Annotated in this window: 25 protein-coding genes; 19 read left to right on the top strand and 6 right to left on the bottom strand. The window is 65.8% G+C overall.

Features of this window, described 5'->3' with window-relative positions; translation table 11 throughout:
- Positions 1-83: 83 nt before the first annotated feature.
- A complete protein-coding gene (gene dapA / locus IE191_RS18885) occupies positions 84-965 on the bottom strand; it encodes a 4-hydroxy-tetrahydrodipicolinate synthase (RefSeq protein ID WP_191325936.1) in 882 nt (293 codons plus the stop codon).
- A gap of 137 nt (positions 966-1,102) precedes the next feature.
- Here dapA and IE191_RS18890 point away from each other — a divergent pair, with 137 nt between their 5' ends.
- The 6 genes from IE191_RS18890 (at position 1,103) to IE191_RS18915 (ending at position 5,272) form a co-directional block, all read left to right on the top strand.
- Positions 1,103-3,148 (top strand): lytic transglycosylase domain-containing protein, encoded by a 2,046-nt coding sequence (locus IE191_RS18890; protein ID WP_229815656.1) that lies wholly within the window; start codon positions 1,103-1,105, stop codon positions 3,146-3,148.
- Positions 3,149-3,254: 106 nt separating this feature from the next.
- Positions 3,255-3,743: a transcription elongation factor GreB gene (gene greB, locus IE191_RS18895; RefSeq protein WP_191325937.1), complete on the top strand. Its 489-nt coding sequence runs from the start codon at positions 3,255-3,257 to the stop codon at positions 3,741-3,743.
- On the top strand, positions 3,740-4,396 hold the full coding sequence (locus tag IE191_RS18900) for a histidine phosphatase family protein (protein ID WP_191325938.1): 657 nt from the start codon (positions 3,740-3,742) through the stop codon (positions 4,394-4,396). Before greB ends, IE191_RS18900 begins: the two co-directional genes overlap by 4 nt.
- Positions 4,396-4,581: a DUF4169 family protein gene (locus tag IE191_RS18905; RefSeq protein WP_191325939.1), complete on the top strand. Its 186-nt coding sequence runs from the start codon at positions 4,396-4,398 to the stop codon at positions 4,579-4,581. Before IE191_RS18900 ends, IE191_RS18905 begins: the two co-directional genes overlap by 1 nt.
- Positions 4,581-4,784 (top strand): hypothetical protein, encoded by a 204-nt coding sequence (locus IE191_RS18910; RefSeq protein ID WP_191325940.1) that lies wholly within the window; start codon positions 4,581-4,583, stop codon positions 4,782-4,784. Before IE191_RS18905 ends, IE191_RS18910 begins: the two co-directional genes overlap by 1 nt.
- Positions 4,760-5,272: a hypothetical protein gene (locus IE191_RS18915; RefSeq protein ID WP_229815657.1), complete on the top strand. Its 513-nt coding sequence runs from the start codon at positions 4,760-4,762 to the stop codon at positions 5,270-5,272. The genes IE191_RS18910 and IE191_RS18915 overlap by 25 nt, the downstream gene beginning before the upstream one ends.
- Positions 5,273-5,343: 71 nt before the next feature.
- Here IE191_RS18915 and IE191_RS18920 read toward each other — a convergent pair whose 3' ends face one another.
- A complete protein-coding gene (locus tag IE191_RS18920) occupies positions 5,344-6,024 on the bottom strand; it encodes an outer membrane protein (protein ID WP_191325941.1) in 681 nt (226 codons plus the stop codon).
- Positions 6,025-6,234: 210 nt separating this feature from the next.
- Between IE191_RS18920 and IE191_RS18925 the strand changes: the two genes are divergently transcribed.
- Positions 6,235-6,954, top strand: coding sequence for a 2OG-Fe(II) oxygenase (locus IE191_RS18925; RefSeq protein ID WP_229815659.1), 720 nt, complete (start codon positions 6,235-6,237; stop codon positions 6,952-6,954).
- A 59-nt stretch (positions 6,955-7,013) separates the two neighbouring features.
- Positions 7,014-8,273 (top strand): dual-specificity RNA methyltransferase RlmN, encoded by a 1,260-nt coding sequence (rlmN, locus tag IE191_RS18930; protein ID WP_191325942.1) that lies wholly within the window; start codon positions 7,014-7,016, stop codon positions 8,271-8,273.
- A 76-nt stretch (positions 8,274-8,349) separates the two neighbouring features.
- On the opposite strand, the gene IE191_RS18935 is transcribed toward rlmN, so the two are convergent.
- Complete coding sequence (locus IE191_RS18935) at positions 8,350-9,186, bottom strand: PhzF family phenazine biosynthesis protein (RefSeq protein ID WP_191325943.1); 837 nt, start codon at positions 9,184-9,186, stop codon at positions 8,350-8,352.
- A gap of 190 nt (positions 9,187-9,376) precedes the next feature.
- On the opposite strand from IE191_RS18935, the gene IE191_RS18940 reads away from it, so the two are divergent.
- Together IE191_RS18940 and IE191_RS18945 are read left to right on the top strand one after the other, a co-directional pair.
- The gene (locus IE191_RS18940; RefSeq protein ID WP_191325944.1) at positions 9,377-9,745 is read left to right on the top strand and encodes a glycine zipper 2TM domain-containing protein; all 369 of its coding nucleotides are present in this window, start codon (positions 9,377-9,379) and stop codon (positions 9,743-9,745) included.
- 122 nt (positions 9,746-9,867) lie between these two features.
- Positions 9,868-11,175, top strand: a complete 1,308-nt coding sequence (locus IE191_RS18945; protein ID WP_191325980.1) for an SAM-dependent methyltransferase — start codon at positions 9,868-9,870, stop codon at positions 11,173-11,175.
- Here the strand turns inward: IE191_RS18945 and IE191_RS18950 are convergent.
- Positions 11,133-13,151 (bottom strand): S46 family peptidase, encoded by a 2,019-nt coding sequence (locus tag IE191_RS18950; protein ID WP_229815660.1) that lies wholly within the window; start codon positions 13,149-13,151, stop codon positions 11,133-11,135. The genes IE191_RS18945 and IE191_RS18950 overlap by 43 nt on opposite strands.
- Before the next feature lie 704 nt (positions 13,152-13,855).
- Here IE191_RS18950 and IE191_RS18955 point away from each other — a divergent pair.
- Positions 13,856-16,051: a hypothetical protein gene (locus IE191_RS18955; RefSeq protein WP_191325946.1), complete on the top strand. Its 2,196-nt coding sequence runs from the start codon at positions 13,856-13,858 to the stop codon at positions 16,049-16,051.
- Between the two features lie 15 nt (positions 16,052-16,066).
- Here IE191_RS18955 and IE191_RS18960 read toward each other — a convergent pair whose 3' ends face one another.
- The gene (locus IE191_RS18960) at positions 16,067-18,469 is read right to left on the bottom strand and encodes a TonB-dependent receptor (protein ID WP_191325947.1); all 2,403 of its coding nucleotides are present in this window, start codon (positions 18,467-18,469) and stop codon (positions 16,067-16,069) included.
- Positions 18,470-18,700: 231 nt separating this feature from the next.
- Between IE191_RS18960 and IE191_RS18965 the strand changes: the two genes are divergently transcribed.
- The 7 genes from IE191_RS18965 to IE191_RS18995 all read left to right on the top strand — a co-directional run bounded on the left by IE191_RS18965 (position 18,701) and on the right by IE191_RS18995 (position 23,921).
- The gene (locus IE191_RS18965; RefSeq protein WP_191325948.1) at positions 18,701-19,402 is read left to right on the top strand and encodes a DUF2490 domain-containing protein; all 702 of its coding nucleotides are present in this window, start codon (positions 18,701-18,703) and stop codon (positions 19,400-19,402) included.
- A 97-nt stretch (positions 19,403-19,499) separates the two neighbouring features.
- Positions 19,500-20,813, top strand: a complete 1,314-nt coding sequence (purB, locus tag IE191_RS18970) for an adenylosuccinate lyase (RefSeq protein ID WP_191325949.1) — start codon at positions 19,500-19,502, stop codon at positions 20,811-20,813.
- 86 nt (positions 20,814-20,899) lie between these two features.
- Positions 20,900-21,217: a LapA family protein gene (locus tag IE191_RS18975; RefSeq protein ID WP_191325950.1), complete on the top strand. Its 318-nt coding sequence runs from the start codon at positions 20,900-20,902 to the stop codon at positions 21,215-21,217.
- Positions 21,214-21,897: an orotidine-5'-phosphate decarboxylase gene (gene pyrF / locus IE191_RS18980; protein WP_191325951.1), complete on the top strand. Its 684-nt coding sequence runs from the start codon at positions 21,214-21,216 to the stop codon at positions 21,895-21,897. Before IE191_RS18975 ends, pyrF begins: the two co-directional genes overlap by 4 nt.
- Positions 21,898-21,903: 6 nt before the next feature.
- Entirely contained in the window at positions 21,904-22,410 is a 507-nt protein-coding gene (locus IE191_RS18985; RefSeq protein WP_191325952.1) for a GNAT family N-acetyltransferase, read from the top strand.
- 80 nt (positions 22,411-22,490) lie between these two features.
- The gene (locus IE191_RS18990) at positions 22,491-23,252 is read left to right on the top strand and encodes an SIMPL domain-containing protein (RefSeq protein ID WP_191325953.1); all 762 of its coding nucleotides are present in this window, start codon (positions 22,491-22,493) and stop codon (positions 23,250-23,252) included.
- 24 nt (positions 23,253-23,276) lie between these two features.
- Positions 23,277-23,921 carry a phosphoribosylanthranilate isomerase gene (locus IE191_RS18995; protein WP_191325954.1) on the top strand — a complete coding sequence of 215 codons (645 nt, stop codon included), beginning with the start codon at positions 23,277-23,279 and terminating at the stop codon, positions 23,919-23,921.
- A 60-nt stretch (positions 23,922-23,981) separates the two neighbouring features.
- Here the strand turns inward: IE191_RS18995 and IE191_RS19000 are convergent, their stop codons facing one another.
- The gene (locus IE191_RS19000) at positions 23,982-24,443 is read right to left on the bottom strand and encodes an outer membrane protein (protein WP_191325955.1); all 462 of its coding nucleotides are present in this window, start codon (positions 24,441-24,443) and stop codon (positions 23,982-23,984) included.
- A gap of 434 nt (positions 24,444-24,877) precedes the next feature.
- On the opposite strand from IE191_RS19000, the gene trpB reads away from it, so the two are divergent.
- On the top strand, positions 24,878-26,092 hold the full coding sequence (gene trpB / locus IE191_RS19005) for a tryptophan synthase subunit beta (RefSeq protein ID WP_191325956.1): 1,215 nt from the start codon (positions 24,878-24,880) through the stop codon (positions 26,090-26,092).
- The last annotated feature ends 11 nt before the right edge of the window (positions 26,093-26,103 follow it).

The raw sequence follows: 26,103 nt of genomic DNA on the forward strand, positions 1-26,103 counted from the left end.
GCCTGGAACGACGCATTCCTGCTCTCCGTACTCCGTCATATGCGATAGCCCTGCTCTGAAGAGGAGGGGAGAAAGTTGCTCTCTTACACCAGCCCGGCGTGTTCCAGCGCTTCGTCCACGGCGCGGCGGGCGGCGTCGCTGCACGGCACCAGCGGCAGGCGCAGTTCCTCGCCCAGCCAATCGTGGACGCGCGACAGGGCATACTTCACCGGGCCCGGCGAGGCGTCCTCGAACATGGCGTAGTGCAGCGGATAGAGCTTGTCGTTCAGCTCGCGCGCAAGGGCGAGATCGTTGGCCGCGCAGGCCGCCTGGAATTCCGCGCAAAGCTTGGGCGCGACATTGGCCGTCACCGAAATGCAGCCCACGGCGCCGGCGGCATTGGCCGGCAGGGCCAGTTCATCGTCGCCCGAAAGCTGGCAGAAATGCTTGCCGATGCCCATGCGGTGGTCGGTCACGCGCGAAAGATCGCCGCTGGCGTCCTTGATGCCGACGACCTTGTCGGGATAGCGCTTGGCCAGCTCGCACACCGTTTCGGGCAGGATGTCCGTCACCGTGCGGCCCGGCACGTTGTAGAGAATGATCGGCAGGTCGTTGTTTTCGGCCAGATAGCTGAAATGCGCGATCAGGCCCGCCTGGCTGGGGCGGTTGTAATAGGGCGCCACGCAGAGCGCCGCCTGGGCGCCGCACTTCTTGGAAAACGTCATGTGCAGCAGCGCGTTCATCGTGTCGTTGCTGCCGCAACCGGCGATCACCGGCACGCGGCCGGCGGCCTGCTCCACGCAGACTTCGATCACGCGATGGTGTTCGGCGTTGGACAAGGTCGAGGCTTCGCCCGTGGTGCCGCAGGGCACCAGCGCCGCAGAGCCGTTGTCGATCTGCCAGTCGACCAGGCGGCGAAAGGCTTTCTCGTCAAAGGCTCCATCGCGAAACGGTGTCACCAAAGCCGGAATGGAGCCGGAAAACATGGACATTATCCCTCGTCTTGTCGCACAATGCGTTGTGGGGCAGGTCTGGACGCTTGCCGTGCGGCGCTTACCCCGTCAAACATACTATTGCCACAGCAAAGCCATATTCAGCGCCTGATAAGGAGGCCGCATAGACGATGTCCAGCATGGACTCGCCTCGACATCCCGTTTCCCTCGCCCTGCGCAATGGCCTGTGCGGCCTGGCCGCGCTGGTCGCGCTGTCGATGCCGACGCGCGCCAGCGATGCTGGACCCGATAGCGACGGCAGCGCCTGGGATCGCGCCCGGGCGCAGTTGATCGCCGGGCAGCAGGGGCCGATGGCCCTGGCCATCTCGCGCTGGGAATTGCTCACGTCATCCAATCGCTTCGGCTTTTCCGACTATGCCGGGTTCCTGCTGTCCTATCCCGGCTTTCCCGAGGAAGAGCGCTTGCGCCGCTATGCCGAGGCCGCGCTCGACCGCGACGCGAGCGCTGGCGGTGGCGCGGACGTGCGCGCCACGGTGGCCTATTTCGACCGGCAACCGCCGCTGACCAATCCCGGCCGCGCGCGCTATGCCTTGGCCCTGCGCGCGCTGGGCCGGCCCGATGCCGATGCCATGGCCAAGGCGGCGTGGCGTGGCGGGCCGATGAGCGATGCCGACGAGGCCGCGATCCAGGCCACCTGGGGCGCCACGTTCACGCCCGACGATGCCGATGCGCGGATGGACGCGCTGCTCTGGGCCGGGGCGACCGACCAGGCCAACCGCGCCTTCGCCAATGTCTCCCCGCTGCGCCGGGGGATCGACGGCGCGCGCCTGATGGCGCTGCAAGGGCTCGATCCCTTTGCCGCGGCCGCCGGCACTCCGGCAGACCAGCTCAACAGCGATCCAGGCTTTCTCTATGCCCGCGCGCGCGAATTGCGCAAGCAGGGCCAGGGCATCGCCGCACAGGCGCTGCTGGCCAACCGGCCGCTGCTGCGCGACCGGCCGCTGCTGCGCGGCAAGTGGATCGACGAACTGCTCGCCAATGCACAGGGCGCCGCCTCGATGGGCGATGCGCGCAGCGCCGTGGCGATCGCGCGCGGGGTGGACGATGCCTTTGCGCCGGGCGAAGACATCAGCCAGATGCCCTATGACCTGCGCGATGATTACACCTCGCTGGTCTGGCTGGGCGGAACCCAGGCACTGTGGAAGCTGGGCGATGCCGCCGGCGCCGCGCCGCTGTTCTGGCGCTATGGCAATGCGGCGCAGACGCCGGGAACCAAGGCCAAGGGCTATTACTGGGCCGGCCGCGCCGCGGCCCAGGCTGGCCTTGGCGGTGATGCGCAGCGCTATTTCGCCATGGCCGCGCGCTATGCCGACCAGTTCTATGGCCTGCTCGCACTGGAACGGCTGGGCCAGAGCGTGCCCAACTTTGCCTATGATTCGCGCGCCGTGCCGACGCCGGAGGAGCGAGCCCGCTTCAATGCCAGCCCGCTGACCCAGGCGGTGCGCGAAGTGGCACGCAGCGGGCAGTGGCGCACGACCGTGCGGTTCTTCAAGGAAATCGCCGCGCAGCAACAGACGGAAGGCCAGCACATGCTGGTGGCCGAACTGGCGCGCGAACTGGGCCGGCGCGATCTGGGCGTTATCGTGGGCCAGGCCGCCGGGGCCCGCGGCTATCTCGATTTCCAGCACATCGCCTTTCCGCTGATCCCGGTGCCGCCGGGCACCGAGCAATCGTGGACCATGATCCATGCCATCACGCGCCAGGAAAGCCAGTTTGCCCAGAATGCGATGAGCCACGCCGGCGCGCGGGGCCTGATGCAGTTGATGCCCGCCACGGCCAACGAGCAGGCGGGCAAGCTGGGCCTGGCCTATTCCGCCCAGGCGCTGACCGACGACGCCGGTTTCAACCTGATGCTCGGCAGCGCCTTTTTCGGCCGGTTGATGGATATCTATGGCGGCTCCACCCCGCTGGCCGTGGCCGCCTATAACGCCGGGCCGGGCAATGTGAACAAATGGCTGCGCGCCAATGGCGATCCGCGCACCGGGGCGGTGGAATGGGTCGACTGGATCGAGCGCATTCCGCTGTCGGAAACGCGCAACTATGTGCAGCGCGTGCTGGAAAACGCCGTGGTCTATGACGCCATGAACCCGGACAAGGCGGAATGGCACGGCCCCAACCCGATGAGCCATATCCTGGGCAAGCCCACGCCGGGGTAATCGCGGCGTTTGCGCTGTGCCCTGCACCACCCCCCACCCCCCTCCTCTTCGGAGGAGGGGGGTGGGGGGTGGTGGAAGCGCAGCACAGCCGCTAAAGGCAAAAACAATGAAACCCGATGGCAATCCGATCACGCCCGCTGGCCTGGCCGCGCTGCGGGCGCGCTATGACCACCTGCTCGGCACCGAGCGCCCGGCCATCGTCGAAATCGTGAGCTGGGCGGCGGGCAATGGCGACCGTTCGGAAAACGGCGACTATCTCTATGGCCGCAAGCGCATGCGCGAGATCGACCGCGAACTGGCTTGGCTGGCGCGGCGGATGAAGGCCGCGCGCGTGGTCGATCCGGCACGGCAGGAAGACCGCAGCCGCGTCTTGTTCGGCGCGACGGTGGAACTGGCCGACGAGGACGACAACCGCCGCACGCTGACTCTGGTGGGCGACGACGAGCAGGACGCCGGCAAGGGCCTGATCGGCTGGAGCGCGCCGATCGCCCGGGCGCTGCGCGGCGCGCGCGTGGGTGATCTGCGCGTGGTGCGTCTGCCGGGCGGGGAAAAGGAATGGGAAATCATGACGATCGACTATCCGGTGCCGGCATGAGCGCGCCTGCGGTGCCAGGCCACGTGCTGCCGGGGAAGTTCTTCGTGCTGCGCCACGGGGAAACCGTATTCAACGCCGCGCGCCGCCTGCAATCCAACGCGATGCACACCCCCCTCACCCGCCAGGGGTTCGAGCAGGCCGTGGTCATGGGCCAGGCCCTGCGGGGCGCGCTGGGCGAGCGGCCCGTGGTGCGCCTGCACATTTCCGACACCGGCCGCGCCTTGCAGACCGCCTCGCTGATCGCGGAGGAACTGGGCATCGACTGGTTCGCCGCCAACCGCACGCCCGATCTGTTCGAGATCGACATGGGATCGTGGTGCGGGCGCGGCTATGACGACGTGGAGGCCGATCACGGACCGATCACCCTGGCCGACCACCTGCTGCGCCCCGCCCCGGATGGCGAGGACTATCCCGCCATCGCGGCGCGCCTCCAACGCTGGATCGACGCGGTAGGCCACTCCGGGGAAACCCACATCGTGGTCATGCACGGCATTTCCAGCCGCGTGCTGCGGGGCCTGCTCGCCGGTCTGCCACCCCACCCCGACCATGGTGCGCCGATCGCGCCATCGCTGGTCCAGGGATCGATCGCGCTGATCGAGAATGGGCGCGAAGAGGTGTTCTTCGGTTCGGCGCGCGGCACGGAGCACGCCTGATGGCCGAGGTGATCAACCTGCGCCAGGCACGCAAGGCGCGCGATCGCCAGGCTGCGCAAGCCCAGGCCGCCGCCAACCGCGCCCGCTTTGGCCGCACCAAGGCGGAAAAGGCCGCCGATGCCGCGCGCGAGGAGCAGGCCCGCCGTCACCTGGATGGCCACCGTCTGGAAGGGGAAACCGACTGATGCGCACGACCTATGAAAGCGCAACCGTGCGCCTCTATCACCTGGCCGATGGTCCCGAAGGCGGCGCCGCGCAGACTTTGTTCTATGGCCCGCTGGACCAGGCCATAGCCCTGGCCGCGCAGCAGAGCGAAGAGATCCAGGCCGACCTGTTCATCGCCACCGACAACGACGTGATCGCATGGCTCGATCTGGCCGAAGGCTGACGCTGGCCGGCAGCGCGGCGGTTCTGGCGCTGCTGCTTTGCATGCGCCCCGCTGCGGCGCGCGACGCGCTGGGCGTGTGGGAGGATTGGGGCGCCTTTCGCGACAGCGCGGTGCCGCGCTGCTATGCCATTGCGATGCCAGCACCGAGCAGCCGCCCGCGTGACGGGGTGCCCTACATGACGATCGGCACCTGGCCCCGCCGCAACCTGCGCGGCCAGGTGCACTGGCGCCTGTCTCGCCGCATCGCGCCTGGCGCTAAAGTGACCGCAAGCGTGGGTGGCGAGACGTTCGAACTGATGGCCAGCGATGCCGTGGCCTGGGCGCAGGATCGGCGCATGGATGCAGCGGTGATCGCGCGCCTGCGTTCGGCCGGAACCCTTACCATCAGCGGCAAGGCGCGCGACGGCCGCACGTTCCGCGATACGTACCGCCTGGGCGGCGCCGCATCGGCGATGGATGCCGCTACGGTCGGTTGTGTCGGCCTCTGAAACTTAGGCCCAGATGCAAAACGGGCCGGGGTTTCCCCCGGCCCGCCCTTGCAACAAACGATCGCGCGTGATCAGAAGCGCAGGCCGTAGGTGGCCACGATCTGGTGACGGTCCGTATCGATGTCGAAACGGTCGCTGGTGTTGCCGTTGAAGTTGAAGTTTGCGCGGCTGTAGTTCGAATAGCGATATTCGATCTTGCCGAAGGTCTTCGGGCTGAAGGCATATTCCAGACCGCCGCCGACGCGATAGCCATCGGTGGTCAGGCGATAGTCTTCCGAGGTGGTGCCGTCGCTGCCCTGCAACTTGTAGTGCATGTTGGTGTAGCCGCCCTTCACATAGAGCATGGCCTTGGGCGACATGGCGTAGCCCACGCGCGCACCGACATAGAGATCGCGACCGGCGCTCACGCGGCCCAGATTGAACGTGTTCGGTTCAAAGGTGTTGGTCCACTTGGCCGTGCTGCCGGTGGCTTCGCCTTCCACGCCGACAACCAGGTTGGTTCCCACCGGCACGTCGTAGCCGATTTCACCACCATAGAGCAGGCCGTCGATCGACTGCTTCTGGTCGCGCGTATTGTCGTTGTCGACCGAGCTGCCCGAGCGGCTGATGTCATAGCCCAGGACGGCGCCGACGCGCGGGCCCGAGAACGTGCGGTTGGGGGCTTCGGGGGTGCCGGCCATGTCCTGCGCGAAGGCGGGGGCGGCCACGGCAAACGCCGAAACGGCGACAACACTGGCGAGGATGGTCTTCATAACGCTTCAACTCCATACGAACTGTTCTGTTCTGTCGGCCGGTTGTCTTTCCCGTTGGCCACTCCTTGCGGAATGTTCCAATCTGGCAACCTGCTTGCGACCCGACAGACCTGCAACGAACGGGGCGAAGGGCGATCCGGTTTCATGAACCTAGCACAACAAACCGAGCGTGACATTTGCGCAACACTCACCGAAGCGCTAGAGAAGGGCATGGCCAACCCCTTCTCGCCGATCGCCAGCGCCGATGCGCGCCAGGCTGCCGCCACCGCTTTTGCCGCCACCGGCCACGTGCGACTGGCCCCGGTCCTGCCTGGCGAAACCGCCGATGCGCTGCATCGCTGGCTGCATGACGAAGCCGATTTCGCCCGTGTGCTGAACCAGGGAGACAAGGTCTGGGATCTTGACGCCAAGGCGCGGGCGGCGCTCGACCCGGAACGGCAGTTGGCCTTGGTCGACGCCGTTCATGCCCAGGCGCGCGAGGGGTTCCAGTTCCTGTTCGATTCGCTGCGGGTCTCGGAAAATCCGGCCGAGCGCGCCGCGCGCGACACGCCCGTGGATCGGCTGATCAGCGCGTTCAACACCCCGCCCTGGCTGGACCTGTTCCGCACGCTGACCGGGGAACCGGCGATCCGCCTGGTCGATGGCCAGGCCACGCGCTATCTGCCCGGCCATTTCCTGACCGGCCATGATGACAACGTGGCCGGCAAGAACCGGGTGGCTGCCTATGTGCTCAACCTCACCCCGCGCTGGCGCGTGGAATGGGGCGGCCTGCTGATGTTCCATGACGATGCCGGAGACGTGACGCGCGCACTGGCGCCACGGCACAACGCCCTGCATCTGTTCCGCGTGCCGCAGCCGCACTCGGTATCGCTGGTCGCACCCTTTGCCGGGGAGCCCAGACTGGCCATCACCGGCTGGCTGCGACGCTGAAAACCGGTGCGGCCACGGGCCTACTGGCGATTTTCCGATAAATGCGTATAGGGCGTGGCATGAACGCCCCCACTTCGCTTCCCGTGTCCATGCCGATTCCCGGCCATGTCGATCCCGTGCCCGTGCCGCGCCCCGTGACCCCGCGCGAGGATGGCAAGGTCGATCTGATCGGCCTGCCCCGCCCGCAGATCGCCGCGCTGTTCCAGGAAGCCGGGCTCGATGCCAAGGCCGCCAAGCTGCGCGCCAAGCAGGTGTTCCACTGGCTCTATCATCGCGGCGTGACCGAGTTCGAGGCGATGACCGACATTGCCAAGGCAATGCGCCCGTGGCTGGCCGAACGCTTCGTGATCGGGCGGCCCAGCGTGGTGGAAGCGCAAGTGTCCACCGATGGCACGCGCAAGTGGCTGCTGCGCACCGCCGATGGCCATGACTTTGAAATGGTGTTCATCCCCGATGCCGATCGCGGCACGCTCTGCGTGTCGAGCCAGGTGGGCTGCACGCTCAATTGCCGGTTCTGCCACACCGGCACGATGAAGCTGGTGCGCAACCTGACGCCGGGCGAAATCGTCGGCCAGGTCATGCTGGCGCGCGATGCCCTGGGCGAATGGCCCAAGGGCTCGATGGCCGGGCTGGAAAGCGACGAGGAGGAAGGCAGCTACACCTCCGACGGGCGCCTTTTGACCAACATCGTGATGATGGGCATGGGCGAGCCGCTCTACAATTTCGACAATGTGCGCGATGCGCTCAAGCTGGTGATGGACGGCGATGGCCTGGCGCTGTCGAAGCGCCGCATCACCCTGTCCACCGCCGGCGTCGTGCCAATGATGGCCCGCGCGGGCGAGGAAATCGGGGTGAACCTGGCGGTTTCGCTCCACGCCGTGACCAAGGACGTGCGCGACGAGATCGTACCGATCAACCGCAAGTTCGGGCTGGAGGAACTGCTCCAGGCCTGCGCCGACTATCCAGGCGCCAGCAACGCGCGGCGCATCACCTTTGAATATGTGATGCTCAAGGATCGCAACGACAGCGACGAGGACGCGCGCGAACTGGTGCGCCTGATCAAGCAGTACAAGCTACCGGCCAAGGTGAACCTGATCCCGTTCAACCCCTGGCCCGGCGCGCCCTATGAATGCTCCACCCCGGAGCGGGTGAAGCGCTTTGCCGAAATCGTGTTCGAGGCCGGCATTTCCGCCCCCGTGCGCACCCCGCGCGGGCGCGATATCGATGCCGCCTGCGGCCAGCTCAAGACCGCCGCCGAACGCCGCAGCCGCGCCGAACTCGATCGCCTGGCGGCCGAGAAGCAGGCTGCGCTGGGTTGATCCGCAGCGCAAGGCTTCGCACCACCCCCCGACCCCCTCCTCTTCAGAGGAGGGGGTCGGGGGGTGGTGCAATACCTTACGCCAGGTGGCCACCCTGGCTCACCATCCGCACGCGGCCAGCCACCCATACCGCGCCATCAGCGTCCTGCGTCAGTTCCACGCGGCCATCGGCGCCGGTGCAGCGGCCTTGCGCAGCGACATAGCGCCCCTTGGCCAACCCTTGCGCGAAGATCACTTGCGCGGCGGCAGCATTGAGGCTGCCGGTCACCGGGTCTTCCACGATCTTGCCCTGCGGATTGCTGAAGAACGCGCGCAATTCGAAATCGGCGCCTGCACCGGGCAGGCAGGGACCGATCAGGCCCACGTCCGTCGGCACCGGCGCTTCGGCGACTGGCCTTGCCGCGAGCACCTGCTCTGCGCTTTCCAGCCGCAGCAGGCGCCAGCCCGGGCCGTTGCAGGCGTGGATCGCCTCAACCACCGCGCTTTCGGGTATGCCGGCCACCCGGATCGCTTCGGCCCGTTCCGCCGCCGTCAGCGGGCCGCCGCGCAGCAGCGGCGGGGCGCGGAACGCCAGCGCGTCATCGTCCACGCGCACCTCGACCAGCCCCACCCCGCATTCCTGCACCACGCGGCCAGGCGTGCGCGGCACCCCGCCCGCCATCAACCAGGCCTGCGCGCTGCCCAACGTGGGATGGCCGGCGAATGGCAGTTCTCCAGCCGGATAGAAAATGCGCACGCGATAATCGGCACCGGGATCGGTTGGCGGCAAAAGGAACGTGGTTTCGGAAAAGCCCAACCACTGCGTCAGCGCCAGCATGGCGGGCGTATCGAGCGCCTCGCCCCCGCGAACCACGGCGAGAGGATTGCCCGAAAGCGGGCCGGAGGCGAACACATCGACAAGCTCAAGCAGCATGGCTCCTGCCTATCGCCCCTGCCCTCACCGGACAAGGGCGCACAGAAAGGCTCATTCCATCGCGCATGAGGCGCAGTTCGGCGTGGAACCTGCAAGACAACGACACGTTCATCGCGCGTTGTGGATCGGATCGCTCAAAGCCGTGTTCACCGTCACGACTTTCTCGGGACCCTAGCAGGGAGATTTAACCATGAAGAAGACCATTCTGGCCGCCGTGATGGCGGCAATCGTCCTTCCCGCCGCGCCGGCCATGGCCGATCCGGGCCACGGCCGCGGGCATGCCTATGGCCGCTACGACAATCGCTATGACAACCGTGGCCGCTATCGCGACCCGCGCCCGATCGGCGCGAACGAGCGGATCTGGCGCGGCCGCGACGGCCGCTATTACTGCAAGCGCAGCAACGGCACGACCGGCCTGATCATCGGCGCCGCCGGTGGCGCCCTGGTCGGCCGCGCGATCGATACCCGTGGCGACCGCACCATGGGCACTCTGCTGGGTGCAGTGGGCGGCGGCCTGCTCGGCCGCGAGATCGATCGCAGCAACGCCCGTTGCCGCTGACACGCAGTTCCTGAAAAATCACGATAATGAATAAACAGCGCGGCTCGCCTTGCAGGTGGGCCGCGCTTGTGCATAGTAAACGGACACGGGACGGGACCGTCGGAGCTTTTTGAACGATGTCCATGCTTATCCTGGGTCCGGTGCTCAAGCGCCTGATCCGCCAAGGTACTTTGACGGTAATCGAGGCCGATGGCCGCACTCGCGTTTACGGCAATAAAGAAGAAGGCTGGCCCGACCTCACGCTTCGCCTGATGGACAGGAAAGTGCCGGGATTCCTGGCGCGCAACCCCAGCCTGGGCCTGGGCGAAGCCTATATGGATGATCGCGTCCGCATCGAGGGCGGCGACATCATGGATTTCATCAGCTTCGTGCGGGCCAACAACCCGTGGGAGCGCGCCGGCGATATCGACAAGCCCGGCCCGTTGCGGAAGCTGTGGCTGAACATTGCCGGGCGCATCGACCAGGTCAACGCGCGCGCGGCCTCGCGCCGCAACGTGTCGCATCACTACGATCTCGACGACCGGCTCTACGACCTGTTCCTCGATCCGCTGCGGCAGTATTCCTGCGCCTATTGGCCCGAAGGCGTCACGACGCTGGAAGAGGCGCAGCATGCCAAGATCGAGCACATCGCCGCCAAGCTTGCCCTGCGGCCGGGCCATCGCGTGCTCGATATCGGCTGCGGCTGGGGCGGCCTTGCCATCCAGTTGCACAAGCTGACCGGGGCCAGCATCCATGGCATCACCTTGTCCAAGGAGCAGCTCGCCTATGCGCAGGACTGGGCGCGGCGCGAGGGCGTGGACGACCATGTGCGCTTCAGCCTGACCGATTATCGCGACGTGGCCGATCATTACGACCGCATCGTGTCGGTCGGCATGTTCGAGCATGTCGGCGTGCCCAATTTCCGCACCTATTTCGAAAAGTGCCACAACATCCTGGCCGAAGACGGCGTGATGCTGATGCACACCATCGGCCGGGTCGGCCCGCCCACCGTGACCGACGATTTCACGCGCAAGTACATCTTCCCCGGCGGCTATATCCCGGCGATGAGCGAAACCGTCGCGGCGGTAGAGCCCAACCGCCTCATGATCACCGACGTGGAAGTGCTGCGCCGCCACTACGCGCCCACGCTGCGCGCGTGGTACGAACGCTGCGTGGCCAACCAGGACAAGATCGAGGCGCTGTTTGACGCCCGCTTCTATCGCATGTGGCTGTTCTACCTGGCCGGGGCCGCCACCGCTTTCGAGCATGCCGACCTGGTCAATTTCCAGTTCCAGCTCGTGCGCCATCGCGACAGCCTGCCGCTTACCCGCGATTACATCGGCCGGGAGGAAGCGGGCCTGCGCGCGCGACGGTTGGAAGCCGCGGGCGCAGACCCGGCAAAGGTGTTTCAGTTCGACGCCAGTTCCCGCACCAGCGTGGGCGCCGGATAGATCTTTTCCAGCGCCTGCTGCACGGCGGCCGTGCTGACCACCACGGTGCGGTTCACATCGCCCTGATAGCCGTAGTTGCCGCCGAGCGAATGGATGTTCCCGTCAAAGGCGGCGCCGATCACGGCGCCGTCCTTGTCCACCACGGGTGAACCGGAATTGCCGCCGATGATATCGTTGGTGGTGACGAAATCGAACGGCGTGGCCTTGTCGATCTGCGCGGCATGGGTGGAGAATGCCTTGGCCAGCAGGAACGGCTGGGAACCGGTGGCACGATCGAACGCGCCGCCCATGGTGGTGACCGGGGCAACGTCCTGCCCGCGCTCCTTCCACCCGGCCACCTTGCCATAGCTGATGCGCAGCGTGAACGTGGCATCGGGATAGAGCGTGGCGCCATAGGCGGCAAAGCGCGCATCGGCGAGCTTGGCCCCCGCCGCCGCCAGCGGGCCCTGATATTGCGAATCCACAGCCTTTTGCAGCGCGCGCTGGCGCGGCTCCAAGCTGCGGGCATAGACGATCATCGGATCGGTGCTGGCCGCAATCGCCGCCGCGCCGCCTTCCCACAGCGCCTTGCGCACCGCCGGATCGCCCAGCTTCGTGCCGCTCACCAGCCGCGCCGAAAGGTCTTCGGGGCTTTCCTTGCCCAGCATCAGGCGCGTATCGGGATCATCGGCGCCGAGGTATTCGCGCGCCTTGGACAGGCTCCATTCCAGCTCCAGTTGCTCCAGCCAGGGGTAGACCGGCTTGGCATCGAGCACCTGCTTTTCCAGCAGCGGCAGCGCGCTGTCGGTATAGCCAGGCAGGCGCTCGCCATTGGGCTTGGCGCGTTCGATCGCCGCTTTCACCAGCGTTTTGGCATATTCGTAAAGATCGCCCATCGGCTGGGTGAAGCGATAGGCCACATAGAGATTGCGATAGGCGCCCACCGCCTGGCTCACTTGCGCCCAGGGATCGCCGATCGCCGCGTTGCCGGCAACCTTGGCCCTGAGCGTGGCTTCGTTGTCGGTCAGCATCTTGAGGAAGGCCGGATCGTTCAGCGCCTTCTGCCGGCCGATATAGACCTTGAGCGCGTTTTCAAAGCCGAACAGGCTGTCGCCGCCCTCGCGCTTGCGCTCCGGGCTCTGTTCCATTGCGGTGATCAGCCGCCCGCGCAGTTCCGACAGCACGGTGTTGGTGATCGGCAGCGAGACTTCGCGCTGGAACGCGATCTGGTCCATCGTGAACAGGCGCTGGGTGGAGCCGGGGTTGCCGACCACGAACGTCGCCTCGCCCGCCTTGGGCGCGCGGGGGTTCCACTTCAGGTGCGCGGCCACTTTCACCGGCTTGCCGTTTTCGTAGGCGCGCAGGAACGCGGCATCGAGGGCATAGCGGGGATAGTTGAAGTTGTCGGGGTCACCGCCAAAGAACGCGGCCTGGAATTCCGGCGCCCAGACCAGGCGCACGTCGGAATACTTGCGATAGGTGTAGAGCTTGTATTGGCCACCGCCGAACAGCGTCACCACCTGGCAGCGCGTGGTGGCAAGATCGGTGCAGCCGGCCTTCTCGATGTCCGCGATCTTCGCGTCGCGTGCCTTGACCAGCGCCTCGCCCGCCAGGCTGCCGATCGCGCCTTTCACCTCGGCGGTCACGTCGCGGATGGCGGTGACGACTTCGGCCTGCTGGCCCGGGCACTTGCGCTCGTCCTCGCGCCGCGCGGCGACAAAGCCGTTGGCGACCAGGTCTTCCTTGTCGCTCGACAGGTTCTGCGCGCATTCCACCACGCAGTGATGGTTGGTCAGGATCAGGCCCTCGGCCGAAACGAAGCTGGCCGAGCAACCGCCGGTGAGGCGCACGGCCGAGGCGCGCACGCGATCGAGCCAGGCCTGGTCCGGCGCCCAGCCATAGTCCTGCTTCATCTTCGCGGCGGGAAAGGCATCGAACGTCCACATGCCTTCGTCGGCCTGGGCTGGCGTGGCCAGGGCGAGCGGGGTGGCCAGCATGGCACCGACCATAAGCGTTTGACGAAAGCGCGAAATCAAGGGCGCAGACCGCATCGGGGGGATCCTCTCGCAACACGTTTGCAGATGACGCAGAAGTGCCACGACATGCCCGCCGCCGCAAACCGAAACACTGGGCCACAGATGGCAAATGCCGCGTTTACCATCCGGTCCGAAACCGAGCAAATTCTGCAATGCGGCAAATACCGCAAAGGTCGGCATTATTTGGTAATGCATCCATTCCGGTTGGCAAGTTCGGGCTCATCTCACTCGGAACCCAAGGCATCGCCGCATGACTTCCCGGCCCAGTTCTGGCCCTGCTCTACAGGTCTTCACTTAGCAGGGGGTGTAAGGGAAGCGACATTGGCATCGATGGAACAAGGCCGGAAGCAGGCGGATTGGCCATAGCTCCGGAGGGTTGCCAGCGGCTGGGGAAGTCGTGGCATCTGCTATCCGTCGGGCAGCGTCGCTGCCCGACCCGCCCACCCACGCGCCCAGTCCATGCGGCTGGGTACGGCTTGTCCTGCCTGCTCCATCGGCTGCTGTTCCCACTCTTCACCCCCTGCCTTGCGGGGATCGGCCGGCACCATTCCAGCGTGCAGCGCCATTGGTCCGTCACAAAGAATCGCTGCATGCTTCATCCTGTTTCCGCCATTTGCTAAAGGAGTTAAGCCACCACCGGCCAAGCAGAGACCAACAGCCCCCGCATGATCAGCCCATCTGGCGCCGAACGCCCCGCCCACTTGCCCATCGGCCGCTGGCTGGGCGATTTCGCCCCGCTGAGCGAGGCCGAAGAAAAGCTGGTGGCCGCCTGCGCGAAGGGCGAACCGTGCGTGCTGGATGCCGAGCGACCGGAACAGGCGACGGCAGCGAACACCATCCGCGCCGGGTTGATCCGCTTTCTCGCCCTGGGCGGCGATGCCAAAAACCCGCTGCACGAACGTGGCGTTTGCTTGCAAGGTGCATGGATCAGCGAAGCGCTCGATCTCAAAGGCTGCAACGTGGAAGCGGACCTTGTGCTACTTGCCTGCCATTGCTCTGCTCCGATCATAGCCTGCAGCGCCAGGCTGGCAGGCCTGAACCTTAGCGGCAGCGCAATCAATGGCCTCCGCGCAGACCGTATGTCGGTTTTGGGCAGTGTCTTTTTGCGCAACGGATTTTCGGCCAGGGGCGAAGTCCGCCTGCTCGGCGCCATCATCGGCGGCAATCTGGATTGCTCCAAAGGTAGCTTTACAAACGAGAACAGCGAAGCTCTCAACGCCGACGGCAGCAAGATTGCGGGCGATTGCTTTTTGAATAACGGATTTTCGGCCACGGGCGAAATCCGCCTGCTCGGCGCCACTATCGGCGGCGATCTGGATTGCTTCAAAGGTAATTTCACAAACGAGAGCGGCGATGCTCTCAGCGTCGACGGCAGCAAGATTGCGGGCAGTTGCTTTTTCAACGACGGCTTTACTGCAAAAGGTGAAGTCCGCCTGCCCGGGGCCACCATCGGCGGCAATCTGGAGTGCTCCAAAGCCAGCTTCACGAACGAGCATGGCAAAGCTCTCAGTGCTGACCGCAGCAAGATTGCGGGCAGTTGCTTTTTCGGCAACGGTTTCACGGCAAAAGGTCAAGTCCGCCTGCTCGGCGCCGCCATCGGCAGCAATCTGGATTGCTCCAACGCCAGCTTCACAAACGAGAGCGGCGATGCTCTTAGCGCCGCCATCGGCAGCAATCTGGATTGCTCCAACGCCAGCTTCACAAACGAGAGCGGCGATGCTCTTAGCGCCGACAGCAGCAGGATTGCGGGCAGTTGCTTTTTCGGCAACGGTTTCACGGCAAAAGGTCAAGTCCGGCTGCTCGGCGCCACCATCGGCGGCGATCTGGATTGCTCCGAAGGTAGCTTCACAAACGAGAGCGGCGCAGCTCTCAACGCTGAAGCATGCACCATAAAATCAGGCCTAATCTTGAGGGCCGCCACCATCCGTGGGGCCATCAATCTCGGTGTCGCGCGGGTAGGGACATTGGCCGATGGGGCGGCCGAGGGAAATGGTAACGCCCCCACCTGTTGGCACGATGGCGGGCATATTCACGATGGCGGGCATATTCTGGATGGCTTCACCTATGACCGGATCGTTGGCGCCAGTGACGCGAAAACCCGCATTGCCTGGCTGAACACCCAGCGCCCGGATATGCTAAATGCGGAAGATTGGGCGCCGCAGCCGTGGGAGCAGTTGATCAAGGTGCTGCGCGAGATGGGCCACCCGCACGAGGCGGCCAAAGTGGCTATCGAAAAGCAGCGGATGATGCGCAAGGCTCGCAAGATCGGCAAACCTGCGCGCTTTGCCGGCGGTCGCACTTGGAGCGAGAAAGCAAAGAATCGCTTCTTCTGGGCAATCGAGTGGCTCTCGGCCTTTGTGCGCAACGTATTTCACGATTTTTCGGGCGCATTGGTCGGATATGGCTATAACGTCACGCGCGGTATTGTGCTGCTTGTCCTTGCCGCGTCTGCCTTCAGTGTATGCTTTGAAATTGGCTATGATAACGGATATTTTGCGCCAACAAACGCCATCATGCAGCAAGCATACCACAATCAATGCGGCGCACCGGGCGATACGGTGGATGCATCTGGGCAGAAAGGCCGCGCTGCTGCGATGATGAAGAAATCGTGGAACGATCCCGCCTGCACCCCGCCGGAATATACCAGCTTCCAAGCGTTTTTCTATTCGCTCGATTTGATCCTGCCGGTGGTCAATCTGGGGCAAGATGGTGACTGGGCGCCGATGGTGGTTGATGCCAAGGGTGATACGCTGTGGTGGGGCGAAGCTCTGCGCGGGCTGATCATCATCGAAATCCTGTTTGGCTGGGGCCTCACCCTGCTGATCGCGGCGGTGATGACCAATCTGATCAAGAAGGACTGATCCCCGGCCGCCCCCTCACTGCCAGGCGCGCAGCGTTACGCCCAGGGTGCGCGGGTCGCTGGGGGTGCCCAGGATTAGGCCGGAGTTGCCGGCCTGGATCGTCAGGTTCTGGATGTAGTTGGCGTTGAACAGGTTGCGCGCGAAGACGCCGAGTTCAAAGCCGGGGCCGCCATCGCGGCGATTGCGCCAGGCCAGGCTCGCGTTGGTGAGCGTGTAACCGTCGATCCAGGTATAGCGCGAGAGCGAGGGATCGCCGTTGTAGCTGGTGCGCCAGGCGGTGTCGCTGTGTAGCACGAATTCGCCGCGCCCGGCGGGCAGGCGATAATCCGCGCCGAGCGTCTCGCTCCAGCGCGACAGGCCGGTCAGGGCCTTGCCGGTCAGATCGCATGCGGTGGTGGCGGCGGTCTGCACTTCCAGCGGGCATGGGCCCTTGGGATAGTCGGTGTAGCGGCCATCGGCATAGGCCAGGGCCCCGGTCAGCGTCAGCCCGCCCCAGTGCAGCGCGGCATCGGCTTCCACGCCCTGCACCCGCACGCGGGGGATATTGGAGAGATAGCCGCGCAGCGCCACGGTCTGGCTGGAATCGACGACGGTCGCCTGAAAATCGCGGACCGTGGTGTGATAGGCGGCGAGGTTGAGCGTGAGGCGCCGGCCCCACCACTGGCTCTTGATGCCGCCTTCCCACGTAATGTTGCGCTCCGGCCGGATCACGGCGGTGGCCAGCACCGGCTGGTTGGCGCTGTCGAGCGGCAGGCCCGACATGTTGATCCCGCCCGACTTGAACCCTTGCGCATAGCCGGCATAGGCCATGACCCGATCGGTGACTTGCCAGGCGAGATTGGCGCGGCCCGACAAGGAAGAGTCGTGGGTGGCCGCAGCATAGGATTGCGGGCGCAGCACCGAGAGCCGGGCGGAGATCAACGCCGCGTTGCTGGTGGTTGGCCCACCAAACACTGTGGTGGCATATTGGCCGTTCTTGTCTTCCCAGGTCTGGCGCAAGCCGCCGGTCAGCGTCACGCGCGGCAGGACTTTCCAGTTCGCCTCGGCAAAGGCGGCATAGCTGTTGACGGCAAAGCGGGTCTGGCCGGTCTGGCCATAGCCGTCGAGCAGATTGGCGGGGATCGCCGTGCCGTTGCTGGTCGTGCTGCCAAGCAGCCAGGGCGCGCCATAACCGCCATAGATCGAGATCGGCTGCCCGGTGATGACCTGGCGGAAGTAATAGAGCCCCGCGACATAGGACAGCGGGCGGTTCCCGTTGGAGGCCAGGCGCAGTTCCTGGCTCACCTGGTCCTGGCGCGAGGGGATGTGCTGGGTCAATTGGATCGGCAGGCCGGTATAGTCGCGGTCGTTGGCCGCGTCCCAGTTCCAGAACCGCCAGGCGCTGATCGAGGTCAGCGTCGCGCTGCCCAGGTTCCAGTCGAGCGTTGCCGCCACGCCGCCTTCGTTGGTGTTCACCCCCAGCCCGGCGTCGATATCGGTCAAGCGGTCATAGGGATTGGTGCTGGGCGGGGCATAGCCGGCGGCAGCGGCCAGCGCGGCATATTGCCGGCTCGCGCTGCGCAGGCTGGTGCCGACGCGCAGATAGACCTGCGTGCAGCAATCGCCGCCAAACCGGGAATAATCCGCCACCAGGCGCAGTTGCACGCTGGCCGAGGGCGTGAACAGCAACTGGCCACGCACAGCCTGGTTGTCCACGCTGTTTTGGTCTGCACCGGTGCGGACATTGTGGATCACCCCGTCGCGCCGGGTCAGCAGGCCCGAGAGGCGATAGGCCAGCACGCCATCGACCAGCGGCCCGGTCGCGCTGGCGCGGGCCTGCACCAGGCGCCGCTCGCCCACGCTCAGTTCCTCGGTCGCCGCCGGGGTGAACGAGGGCAGGCGCGAAGTGAGCGAAATCGCCCCGGCCGTGGTGTTCTTGCCAAACAGCGTGCCTTGCGGGCCGCGCAGCACTTCGACCCGCTCGATGTCCGAAAAATCAAAAGCCGCCGTTGCCGGGCGGGCATGATAGACCCCATCGACATAGAAACCGACGCCCGGCTCCAGCCCGTCGTTGGCCTGGCTCACGGCCACCACGCTCGATCCCAGGCCGCGAATGGTGAAGGCCGTGTTGCGCGGATTGGCCGAGGAATAGGCGAGCGAGGGCACCAGCGTGGTCAGCGCCTGGGTGTTGACCGCCAGCGAACGGTCGAGCCAGGCACCCGACACCACGCCGAGCGCGGCCGGCACGGTCTGCGCCGGCTCGGGCCGCTGGCGTGCGGTGACGAGGATGTCGGCGGCCGGCGTCCCGGCATCGGGGGCGCCTGCGTCAACCGCAGGCGCCGAATCGGCATGAGCCACCGGTGCGTTGGCCACGATCCCGGAAAGCACGACCGCGCCGCTCACCGCCTGCCAAAATCGGCAGCTTGTTGCTGATTTCATGAAATGTTCTGCCCCATCACGGCCCAACCCGCAGGCGGGTGGCGGTGTCATATTTTGTCACTTCACGCTATATTCTATGAAACATAGCAAAGCGCAAGAGGCATGCGAAGACATGGAAATGGCGTCAGCATTGCCGTCAAAACCGTCTATTTAAGGTCAATTCTTTGTCATGAATGTGTCATCAAACCGTCATAGGGGCACTGGGCAGCCTTCTACGGACCCAACCCGCCCATGCGCTTCCTGCCTTGCCTCTCTCGCGCCGCCCTCGCCGCCTTGCCCCTGGCCACGGCCATTCTGCTGGCGCCTGGCGGGGCACGGGCGGACACCGATACCCAGGCCTGGGGCACCTTGACGGTGACCGCCAAGGCCGGCCCGAACTGGCGCCTGTCCAACGAGACGATCCTGCGCACCGGCCACACGCGCGGCTTCTACGAAGTCGAGAACAATTTCATGGTTGGCTACAAGCTCGACAAGACGTTCACCGTCTGGCTCGGCTACACGCACGATCCCAACTATCTGCACGGCGATTTCGCGGTGATGGAACGCCGGTTCCGCCAGCAGGTGAGCTTCGACAACTTTGCGAAACTGGGGCCGGTGCGGTTCAACGGACGGCTGCGGCTGGAACAGCGCTGGCGCGACACCATGCCCGGCACGGCCTGGCGCCTGCGGCCGTTCCTCAAGGCCAGCCTGCCGGTCGCCAAGGACAGCAAGGTGATGATCGTGGCCACTCACGAAAGCTTCATCGACTTCAACAAGACCACGTTCCAGACCGTCAACGGCGAAGAGCGCATGCGCAATTTCATCGGCATCAATGCGCCGCTGACAGGGAAGCTGACGCTCGAGGCCGGTTATCTCAACCAGCATGGCATCCGCCCCGGCAAGCTCGACACCAGCGACCACGTCGCCTCGGTAGCCCTCACTCTGGCCCTGTGACCCCGGCCCCGGCCGGCCGCGCAGGGCTTGCCTTAACGGCCCCGCCCCCCTAGCGGGCGGGCAAAGCCCGCAACGCCAGCCAAACCGGAGTCGAACCATGGTCCCCCGTTATGCCCGCCCCGCGATGACCGCGATCTGGGAACCCGAAGCACGCTATCGCATCTGGTTCGAGATCGAGGCCCATGCCACCCAGAAGCTGGGAGACCTGGGCGTGGTGCCGCAAAGCGGGGCCAAGGCGCTGTGGGACTGGTGGGCGACCAACCCCGCGATCGACGTGGCCGCGATCGACGCGATCGAGGCCGTCACCAAGCATGACGTGATTGCCTTCCTCGACTGGGTGGCGCAGCAGGTTGGCCCCGAAGCGCGCTTCATGCACCAGGGCATGACCAGCTCCGACGTGCTCGACACCACGCTGGCCGTACAGCTTGCCCGCGCCGCCGATATCCTGCTCGAAGACCTCGACGCGCTGCTCGCCGCGATCAAGCGCCGCGCGCTGGAACACAAGTATACCCCCACCATCGGCCGCAGCCACGGCATCCATGCCGAGCCGACCACCTTCGGCAAGAAGCTGGCCGAAGCCTATGCCGAGTTTTCGCGCTGCCGCACCCGCCTGGTGAACGCCCGCGCCGAAATCGCCACCTGCGCGATCTCGGGCGCGGTCGGCACGTTTGCCAACATCGATCCGGCGGTGGAAGAATACGTCGCCGACCAGCTCGGCCTGGCGGTGGAGCCGGTGTCCACCCAGGTGATCCCGCGCGATCGCCACGCCATGTTCTTTGCCACGCTGGGCGTGATCGCCAGCTCGATCGAGCGCCTGGCCGTGGAGGTGCGCCACTTGCAGCGCACCGAAGTGCTGGAAGCGGAAGAATACTTCTCGCCGGGCCAGAAGGGTTCGTCGGCCATGCCGCACAAGCGCAACCCGGTGCTGACCGAAAACCTCACCGGCCTCGCCCGCATGGTGCGTTCGGCCGTAACCCCGGCGCTGGAAAACGTGGCGCTGTGGCATGAACGCGATATCTCGCACTCGTCGGTCGAGCGCTTCATCGGCCCCGATGCGACGATCACGCTCGATTTCGCGTTGGCCCGCCTCACCTCGGTGGTCGACAAGCTGGTGGTCTATCCCGAGCGCATGCAGAAGAACCTGGATCGCATGGGCGGCCTGGTCCACTCGCAGCGCGTGCTGCTGGCGTTGACCCAGGCCGGCGTGACCCGCGACGAGGCCTATCGCCTGGTGCAGCGCAACGCCATGAAGGTGTGGGAGTCCGACGGCCAGCTTTCGCTGCTCGAGCTGCTCAAGGCCGATGCCGACGTGACCAAGGCGCTCACCGTCCAGCAGATCGAGGACAAGTTCAACCTCGACTACCACTTCAAGGCTGTGGACACGATCTTCGCCCGCGTGTTTGGCGAATAATGCAAGTGCTGGCGCTTCGTTTACAATCTGCCTAAGGTCCGCCACCCGTGCGTCCCGCGCGGCAGGTTGAGGGTGAAGCGCCACACATGAAGCAGATCCGCATCGTCTTGTGGCTGGCCCTGATCGCGGCCTTTGCCGCGTTCATCGCCATGAACGCGGAAACCGCGCGGGTGAATTTCTGGCCCTATGGGGCGGGATACCTGCACTTCGACTGGCCGGTCGGCTTTGTCGCGCTGGTCTTTTTCCTGGCCGGGTTCGTGCCGCCCTGGGCGGCGGGACGCCTGCGCCGCTGGCGGCTCAAGCGCCGCATCGCCACACTGGAGTCGAGCCTGGTAACGCAGGCCGGCACTTATCCCCCCACCGACGCCGCCAGCGATGCGGCCCAGCCGGATATCCACTCGTGAGCAACCCGATCTATCTTGCCGTCGATCTTCCCCGCCTCGATGCCGCCGTGGCACTGGGGCAAAAGGTGAAAGGCCACGTCGGCGGGTTGAAGCTGGGCCTGGAATTCTTCTGCGCGCACGGCCACCATGGCGTGCACGAAATGGCCAAGATCGGCCTGCCGATCTTCATGGACCTGAAACTCCACGACATTCCCAACACCGTGGCCGCAGCCATGCAGTCCATCCACGTGTTGCAGCCCGCGATCGTCACTATCCACGCCGCCGGTGGCCGGGCGATGATGGAAGACGCCAAGGCCGCTGCCGGGGAAAGCTGCAAGGTGGTGGCCGTCACCGTGCTGACCAGCCTCGACGATGCCGACTTGGCGCGCGTCGGCGTGGCCGGTTCCTCGCACGATCAGGTATTGCGCCTGACCGATCTGGCCCAGGAAGCCGGCCTCGATGGCATCGTTTGCTCGGGCCATGAAGTGGGCGAAGTCCATCGTCGCTGGAAGAACGGCTATTTCGTGGTGCCGGGCCTGCGCCCTGCCGAAGGCAAGGGCGCGGCACTGGGTGACCAGAAGCGCGCCGTGACGCCGCGCGCGGCGCGCGATGCCGGCGCCTCGTGCCTGGTTATCGGCCGCCCGATCAGCCGCGCCGAAGATCCGGTCGCTGCCGCCCGCGCCATCGAAGCCACGCTCTGACCGGCCATGACGGATTTCCGCCTGGCCACCGAGGCCGACCTGCCCGCGCTGCGCCGCCTGGTGGAACGCGCCTATCGCGGTGACACGGCGCGCCAGGGCTGGACGCATGAAGCCGACCTGCTCGATGATGAGCGCACCTCCGATGCCGAACTGGCCGCGGCCATTGCCGCGCCGGACCGCCGCGTGATCGTGGCGCAAGCCGGGGATGGCGCGCTGGTCGGCACCGTCACGCTGGTCGGCCTGCCGAACGGCAAGGCCTATCTCGGCATGCTCTGCGTCGATCCCGATGTGCAGGCGGCCGGCCTGGGGCGCGCGCTGCTGGCGCAGTGCGATGCCGTCGCGCAAGCGGACCTCGGCGCCACGGCCATCGAGATGACGGTGATCGACCGCCGCCCCGAACTGATCGCGTGGTACGAGCGGCGCGGTTACGTCCGCACCGGTGAAACCCGGCCGTTCCCCGGCGCGGCTTCGGTCGATTTTGCCATGGTCGTGCTGGAACACGCGCTTTCCTGAACGGTTTGCCTCGCAACGGTTCAGCGCGCCGCAAGCTCGTTTCGGCCAAGCATGGACCGTAACATACGGAGACCGTCCCGATGAAGCGCCTGTTCCTTGCTGCCAGCCTGTCCGCCCTTTCGCTGGCTGCACTGGCCTCTCCTGCCGCCGCCCAGGCGGTGCAGACTGCCCCGGTGGTCAGCCCCGGTGCCACGGTACTGACCGTGCAGGCCGAAGGCCGCAGCACCCGCGTGCCCGATCTTGCCGTGTTCAGCGCGGGCGTGACCAGCGAAGGCAAGACCGCAAGCGAAGCGCTGGCCGCCAATGCCCGCGCGATGAACGCCACGATGGCCGCGCTCAAGGCCAGCGGCGTGGCCGCGCGCGACATGCAGACCAGCAACCTGTCGGTCAGCCCGGTCTATGGCGAGCAGAAGCGCCTGCCCGATGGCAGCACGCAGGGCGATCCGGTGATCGTGGGCTATCGCGCCACCAACCAGGTGCAGGTCAAGCAGCGTGACCTGGCCCGCTATGGCCAGGTGATCGACACGCTGGTGAAGGCCGGTGCCAATGAAGTGAACGGCCCCAGCTTCCAGCTCGACAAGCCCGACGCGGCGATGGACGAAGCGCGCGTCGATGCCGTGAGCAAGGCCCGCGCTCGCGCCGAACTCTACGCCCGCGCCGCCGGTCTCAAGGTTGTGCGCGTGCTGACGATCAGCGAAACCGGCGGCTGGTCGCCGCAACCCCCGGTGCTCTATGCCCGCGCCGAAAAGATGATGATGTCTGCCGCGCCCAGCCCGGTCGCCGCCGGTGAACTGGATATCAACGCCAGCGTCACCATGACGTTCGAGCTTGCACCGCAGTAAGCAAGACGCCACATGGCAGGGGTCATGCCAGCCCCTGCCATCAAGATCTGCGGAATCAACACGAGCGCGGCGCTCGATGCGGCCATCGCCGCGCGGGCCGAATACACCGGGCTCGTGTTCTTCCCCCCCTCGCCCCGCAACGTGACCATCCGCGATGCCGCGCAGCTTGGCGCGCGCAATGCCGGGCGCAGCCGTCTCGTCGGCCTGTTCGTCGATGCCGATGACGCCACGATCGCCGAAGCGGTCACTGCCGCGCGGCTCGATGTGCTGCAACTTCACGGCCAGGAAACGCCCGCGCGCGCCGCACAACTGCGCGCGCAATTCGGGCTGCCTGTGTGGAAGGCGCTCTCCGTCGCCGGGCCGGACGACATCAGCGGCGCTACTCGCTATGCCGGCGCGGCCGATCTCTTGCTGTTCGATGCCAAGGCGCCCAAGGGCGCGGCCCTGCCCGGGGGCCTGGGCCTTGTGTTCGACTGGACGTTGCTCAAGGCCTGGCGCGGACCAACCGCCTGGGGCCTGGCCGGAGGCCTGGGGCCGGACAACGTGGCCGACGCCGTGCGACAGACCGGGGCCGAACTGGTCGATGTCTCGTCGGGCGTGGAAAGCGCGCCGGGCGTGAAGGACGAAAGCCGCATCCAGGCCTTTTGCCGCGCCGCCCGCGCGGCCTGAATGCAAAAAAGGGCGACGCTCGCGCGCCGCCCTTTTTCGTGGTGTCCGGATCGGTTGCGATCAGAACTTCACGCCGACGCCGGCAGTCACCGCGTCGCGGTTGCCCAGGCCTTCATCGGCGATGTAGTGGCGGTATTCCACCTTGCCGTAGAACTTCTGCATGAACGACTTTTGCACACCGGCGCCGAAGTTCCATGCACCGCCGCAATCGGCGCAAGGCGTGGTGGCATAGCCGCCCACGGCATAGAGCTTGGTGCCCGCGAGGTTGGCACCCAGACGGCCCGAGACGCCGACCGAAACGCGCTTGGCATAGCTGTTGAGAATCTTGTCGGCCGAGACTTCGACGCCGCCGAAGGCCGCCGGGCCGAGATCATAGTCATAGCCAGCCGCGATACCAGCGGTGGCGTCGGTGGTGTCGTGATTCCACAGCACGCCGCTGTGGGCTTCGACGCGAACCTCGTTGGCCATGGCCGGAGCGGCTGCGGCCAGGGTGCCAGCGAGCGCGAGAAGAACGAGACGCATAATAAACCTCCTTGCATTCAAGCCGCCGTTTGACGCGGCGGTCGATCGGGCAGGTAGGCCGCCGGCCAATCGTCAACAAGTCACAACTGTCAAATTTCTGACTCTAACATAGTACGCATGGCATTTTTGCCACAGTTTCTGTCATTTCTGAAAGGTTTAGGCCTATCTGAACAAATAGACAGAAAGTATCGTTGCAGTAATGTAAAACACAAAAAGGCGGCCCCATTACGGGACCGCCTTCACGACGTTGCAAGACGCCATCTAGCGCCCAGACATTACGCCAGGATGAACGCGCAATCGTGCAATTTGCTGAAATGCGATTGCGCAAATTCGAAGTGTGTCTCGGTAGCCTTCCACCCGGCAGAAAGGCCCCGCATCGCCCCTTCGGCCATGAATCTGGACAAGCGCCGCGCCCTCTGCCAAGCGGCTGGGCCATGACTGCGCAGAACCCGAACAGCTTCCGCAACCAGCCCGACGATCGCGGCCATTTCGGCCAGTTCGGCGGTCGCTACGTCGCCGAAACGCTGATGCCGCTGATCCTCGATCTCGAAACCGAATACCGCAAGGCCAAGGCCGACGCGGGCTTCCAGGCCGAGTTCGACGACCTGCTCGAACACTATGTCGGCCGGCCAAGCCCGCTCTATTTCGCACCGCGACTGACAGAAGAGCTTCGTGGTGCCCAGGTCTGGTTCAAGCGCGACGAGCTGAACCACACCGGCGCACACAAGATCAACAACTGCATCGGCCAGATCCTGCTGGCGATGCGCATGGGCAAGACGCGGATCATCGCCGAAACCGGCGCGGGCCAGCATGGCGTGGCCACGGCCACCGTCTGCGCGCGCTTTGGCCTGCCTTGCGTGGTCTACATGGGCGCCACCGACGTGGCGCGCCAGGCGCCCAACGTGTTCCGCATGAAGCTGCTGGGCGCGGAAGTGGTCCCCGTGACGGCGGGCGCCGGAACGCTCAAGGACGCGATGAACGAGGCGCTGCGCGACTGGGTGGCAAACGTGCACGACACGTTCTACATCATCGGCACCGCCGCCGGCCCGCACCCCTATCCCGAGCTGGTGCGCGATTTCCAGAGCGTGATCGGCCGCGAGGCCCGCGCGCAGATGCTCAGCCGCACCGGCCGCCTGCCCGATGTGCTGGTGGCCGCGATCGGTGGCGGGTCCAACGCCATCGGCCTGTTCCACCCGTTCCTCGATGATCCCTCGGTCAAGATGCTGGGCGTCGAAGCGGCCGGCCACGGGCTGGACAAGGAACACGCCGCCAGCCTCGCCGGCGGGCGTCCGGGCGTACTCCATGGCAACAAGACATACCTGTTGCAGGACGAGGACGGCCAGATCACCGAAGGCCACTCGATCAGCGCCGGCCTCGATTATCCCGGCATCGGCCCCGAACATGCCTGGCTGCGCGATATCGGCCGCGTGGAATACACTTCGGTCACCGACACGCAAGCGCTCGACGGCTTCCAGTTGCTGTGCCGCACCGAAGGGATCATTCCCGCGCTGGAGCCGAGCCACGCCATCGCCGCCGTCACCAAGCTGGCCCCGACCATGGACAAGGACCAGATCATCCTGGCGAACCTGTGCGGGCGCGGCGACAAGGACATCTTCTCGGTGGCCGAGCACCTGGGCGTGAAGCTCTAAGGGACAGGAAG

The organism is Novosphingobium pokkalii, assembly GCF_014652855.1.
Taxonomy (GTDB): Bacteria; Pseudomonadota; Alphaproteobacteria; order Sphingomonadales; family Sphingomonadaceae; genus Novosphingobium; species Novosphingobium pokkalii.

Bases quoted from the DNA above. Each gene is read 5' to 3' on its own strand.
- dapA (WP_191325936.1), bottom strand. From the start codon at position 965: ATGTTTTCCGGCTCCATTCCGGCTTTGGTGACACCGTTTCGCGATGGA.
- IE191_RS18890 (WP_229815656.1), top strand. From the start codon at position 1,103: ATGTCCAGCATGGACTCGCCTCGACATCCCGTTTCCCTCGCCCTGCGC.
- greB (WP_191325937.1), top strand. From the start codon at position 3,255: ATGAAACCCGATGGCAATCCGATCACGCCCGCTGGCCTGGCCGCGCTG.
- IE191_RS18900 (WP_191325938.1), top strand. From the start codon at position 3,740: ATGAGCGCGCCTGCGGTGCCAGGCCACGTGCTGCCGGGGAAGTTCTTC.
- IE191_RS18905 (WP_191325939.1), top strand. From the start codon at position 4,396: ATGGCCGAGGTGATCAACCTGCGCCAGGCACGCAAGGCGCGCGATCGC.
- IE191_RS18910 (WP_191325940.1), top strand. From the start codon at position 4,581: ATGCGCACGACCTATGAAAGCGCAACCGTGCGCCTCTATCACCTGGCC.
- IE191_RS18915 (WP_229815657.1), top strand. From the start codon at position 4,760: ATGGCTCGATCTGGCCGAAGGCTGACGCTGGCCGGCAGCGCGGCGGTT.
- IE191_RS18920 (WP_191325941.1), bottom strand. From the start codon at position 6,024: ATGAAGACCATCCTCGCCAGTGTTGTCGCCGTTTCGGCGTTTGCCGTG.
- IE191_RS18925 (WP_229815659.1), top strand. From the start codon at position 6,235: ATGGCCAACCCCTTCTCGCCGATCGCCAGCGCCGATGCGCGCCAGGCT.
- rlmN (WP_191325942.1), top strand. From the start codon at position 7,014: ATGAACGCCCCCACTTCGCTTCCCGTGTCCATGCCGATTCCCGGCCAT.
- IE191_RS18935 (WP_191325943.1), bottom strand. From the start codon at position 9,186: ATGCTGCTTGAGCTTGTCGATGTGTTCGCCTCCGGCCCGCTTTCGGGC.
- IE191_RS18940 (WP_191325944.1), top strand. From the start codon at position 9,377: ATGAAGAAGACCATTCTGGCCGCCGTGATGGCGGCAATCGTCCTTCCC.
- IE191_RS18945 (WP_191325980.1), top strand. From the start codon at position 9,868: ATGCTTATCCTGGGTCCGGTGCTCAAGCGCCTGATCCGCCAAGGTACT.
- IE191_RS18950 (WP_229815660.1), bottom strand. From the start codon at position 13,151: ATGCTGGCCACCCCGCTCGCCCTGGCCACGCCAGCCCAGGCCGACGAA.
- IE191_RS18955 (WP_191325946.1), top strand. From the start codon at position 13,856: ATGATCAGCCCATCTGGCGCCGAACGCCCCGCCCACTTGCCCATCGGC.
- IE191_RS18960 (WP_191325947.1), bottom strand. From the start codon at position 18,469: ATGAAATCAGCAACAAGCTGCCGATTTTGGCAGGCGGTGAGCGGCGCG.
- IE191_RS18965 (WP_191325948.1), top strand. From the start codon at position 18,701: ATGCGCTTCCTGCCTTGCCTCTCTCGCGCCGCCCTCGCCGCCTTGCCC.
- purB (WP_191325949.1), top strand. From the start codon at position 19,500: ATGGTCCCCCGTTATGCCCGCCCCGCGATGACCGCGATCTGGGAACCC.
- IE191_RS18975 (WP_191325950.1), top strand. From the start codon at position 20,900: ATGAAGCAGATCCGCATCGTCTTGTGGCTGGCCCTGATCGCGGCCTTT.
- IE191_RS18985 (WP_191325952.1), top strand. From the start codon at position 21,904: ATGACGGATTTCCGCCTGGCCACCGAGGCCGACCTGCCCGCGCTGCGC.
- IE191_RS18990 (WP_191325953.1), top strand. From the start codon at position 22,491: ATGAAGCGCCTGTTCCTTGCTGCCAGCCTGTCCGCCCTTTCGCTGGCT.
- IE191_RS18995 (WP_191325954.1), top strand. From the start codon at position 23,277: ATGCCAGCCCCTGCCATCAAGATCTGCGGAATCAACACGAGCGCGGCG.
- IE191_RS19000 (WP_191325955.1), bottom strand. From the start codon at position 24,443: ATGCGTCTCGTTCTTCTCGCGCTCGCTGGCACCCTGGCCGCAGCCGCT.
- trpB (WP_191325956.1), top strand. From the start codon at position 24,878: ATGACTGCGCAGAACCCGAACAGCTTCCGCAACCAGCCCGACGATCGC.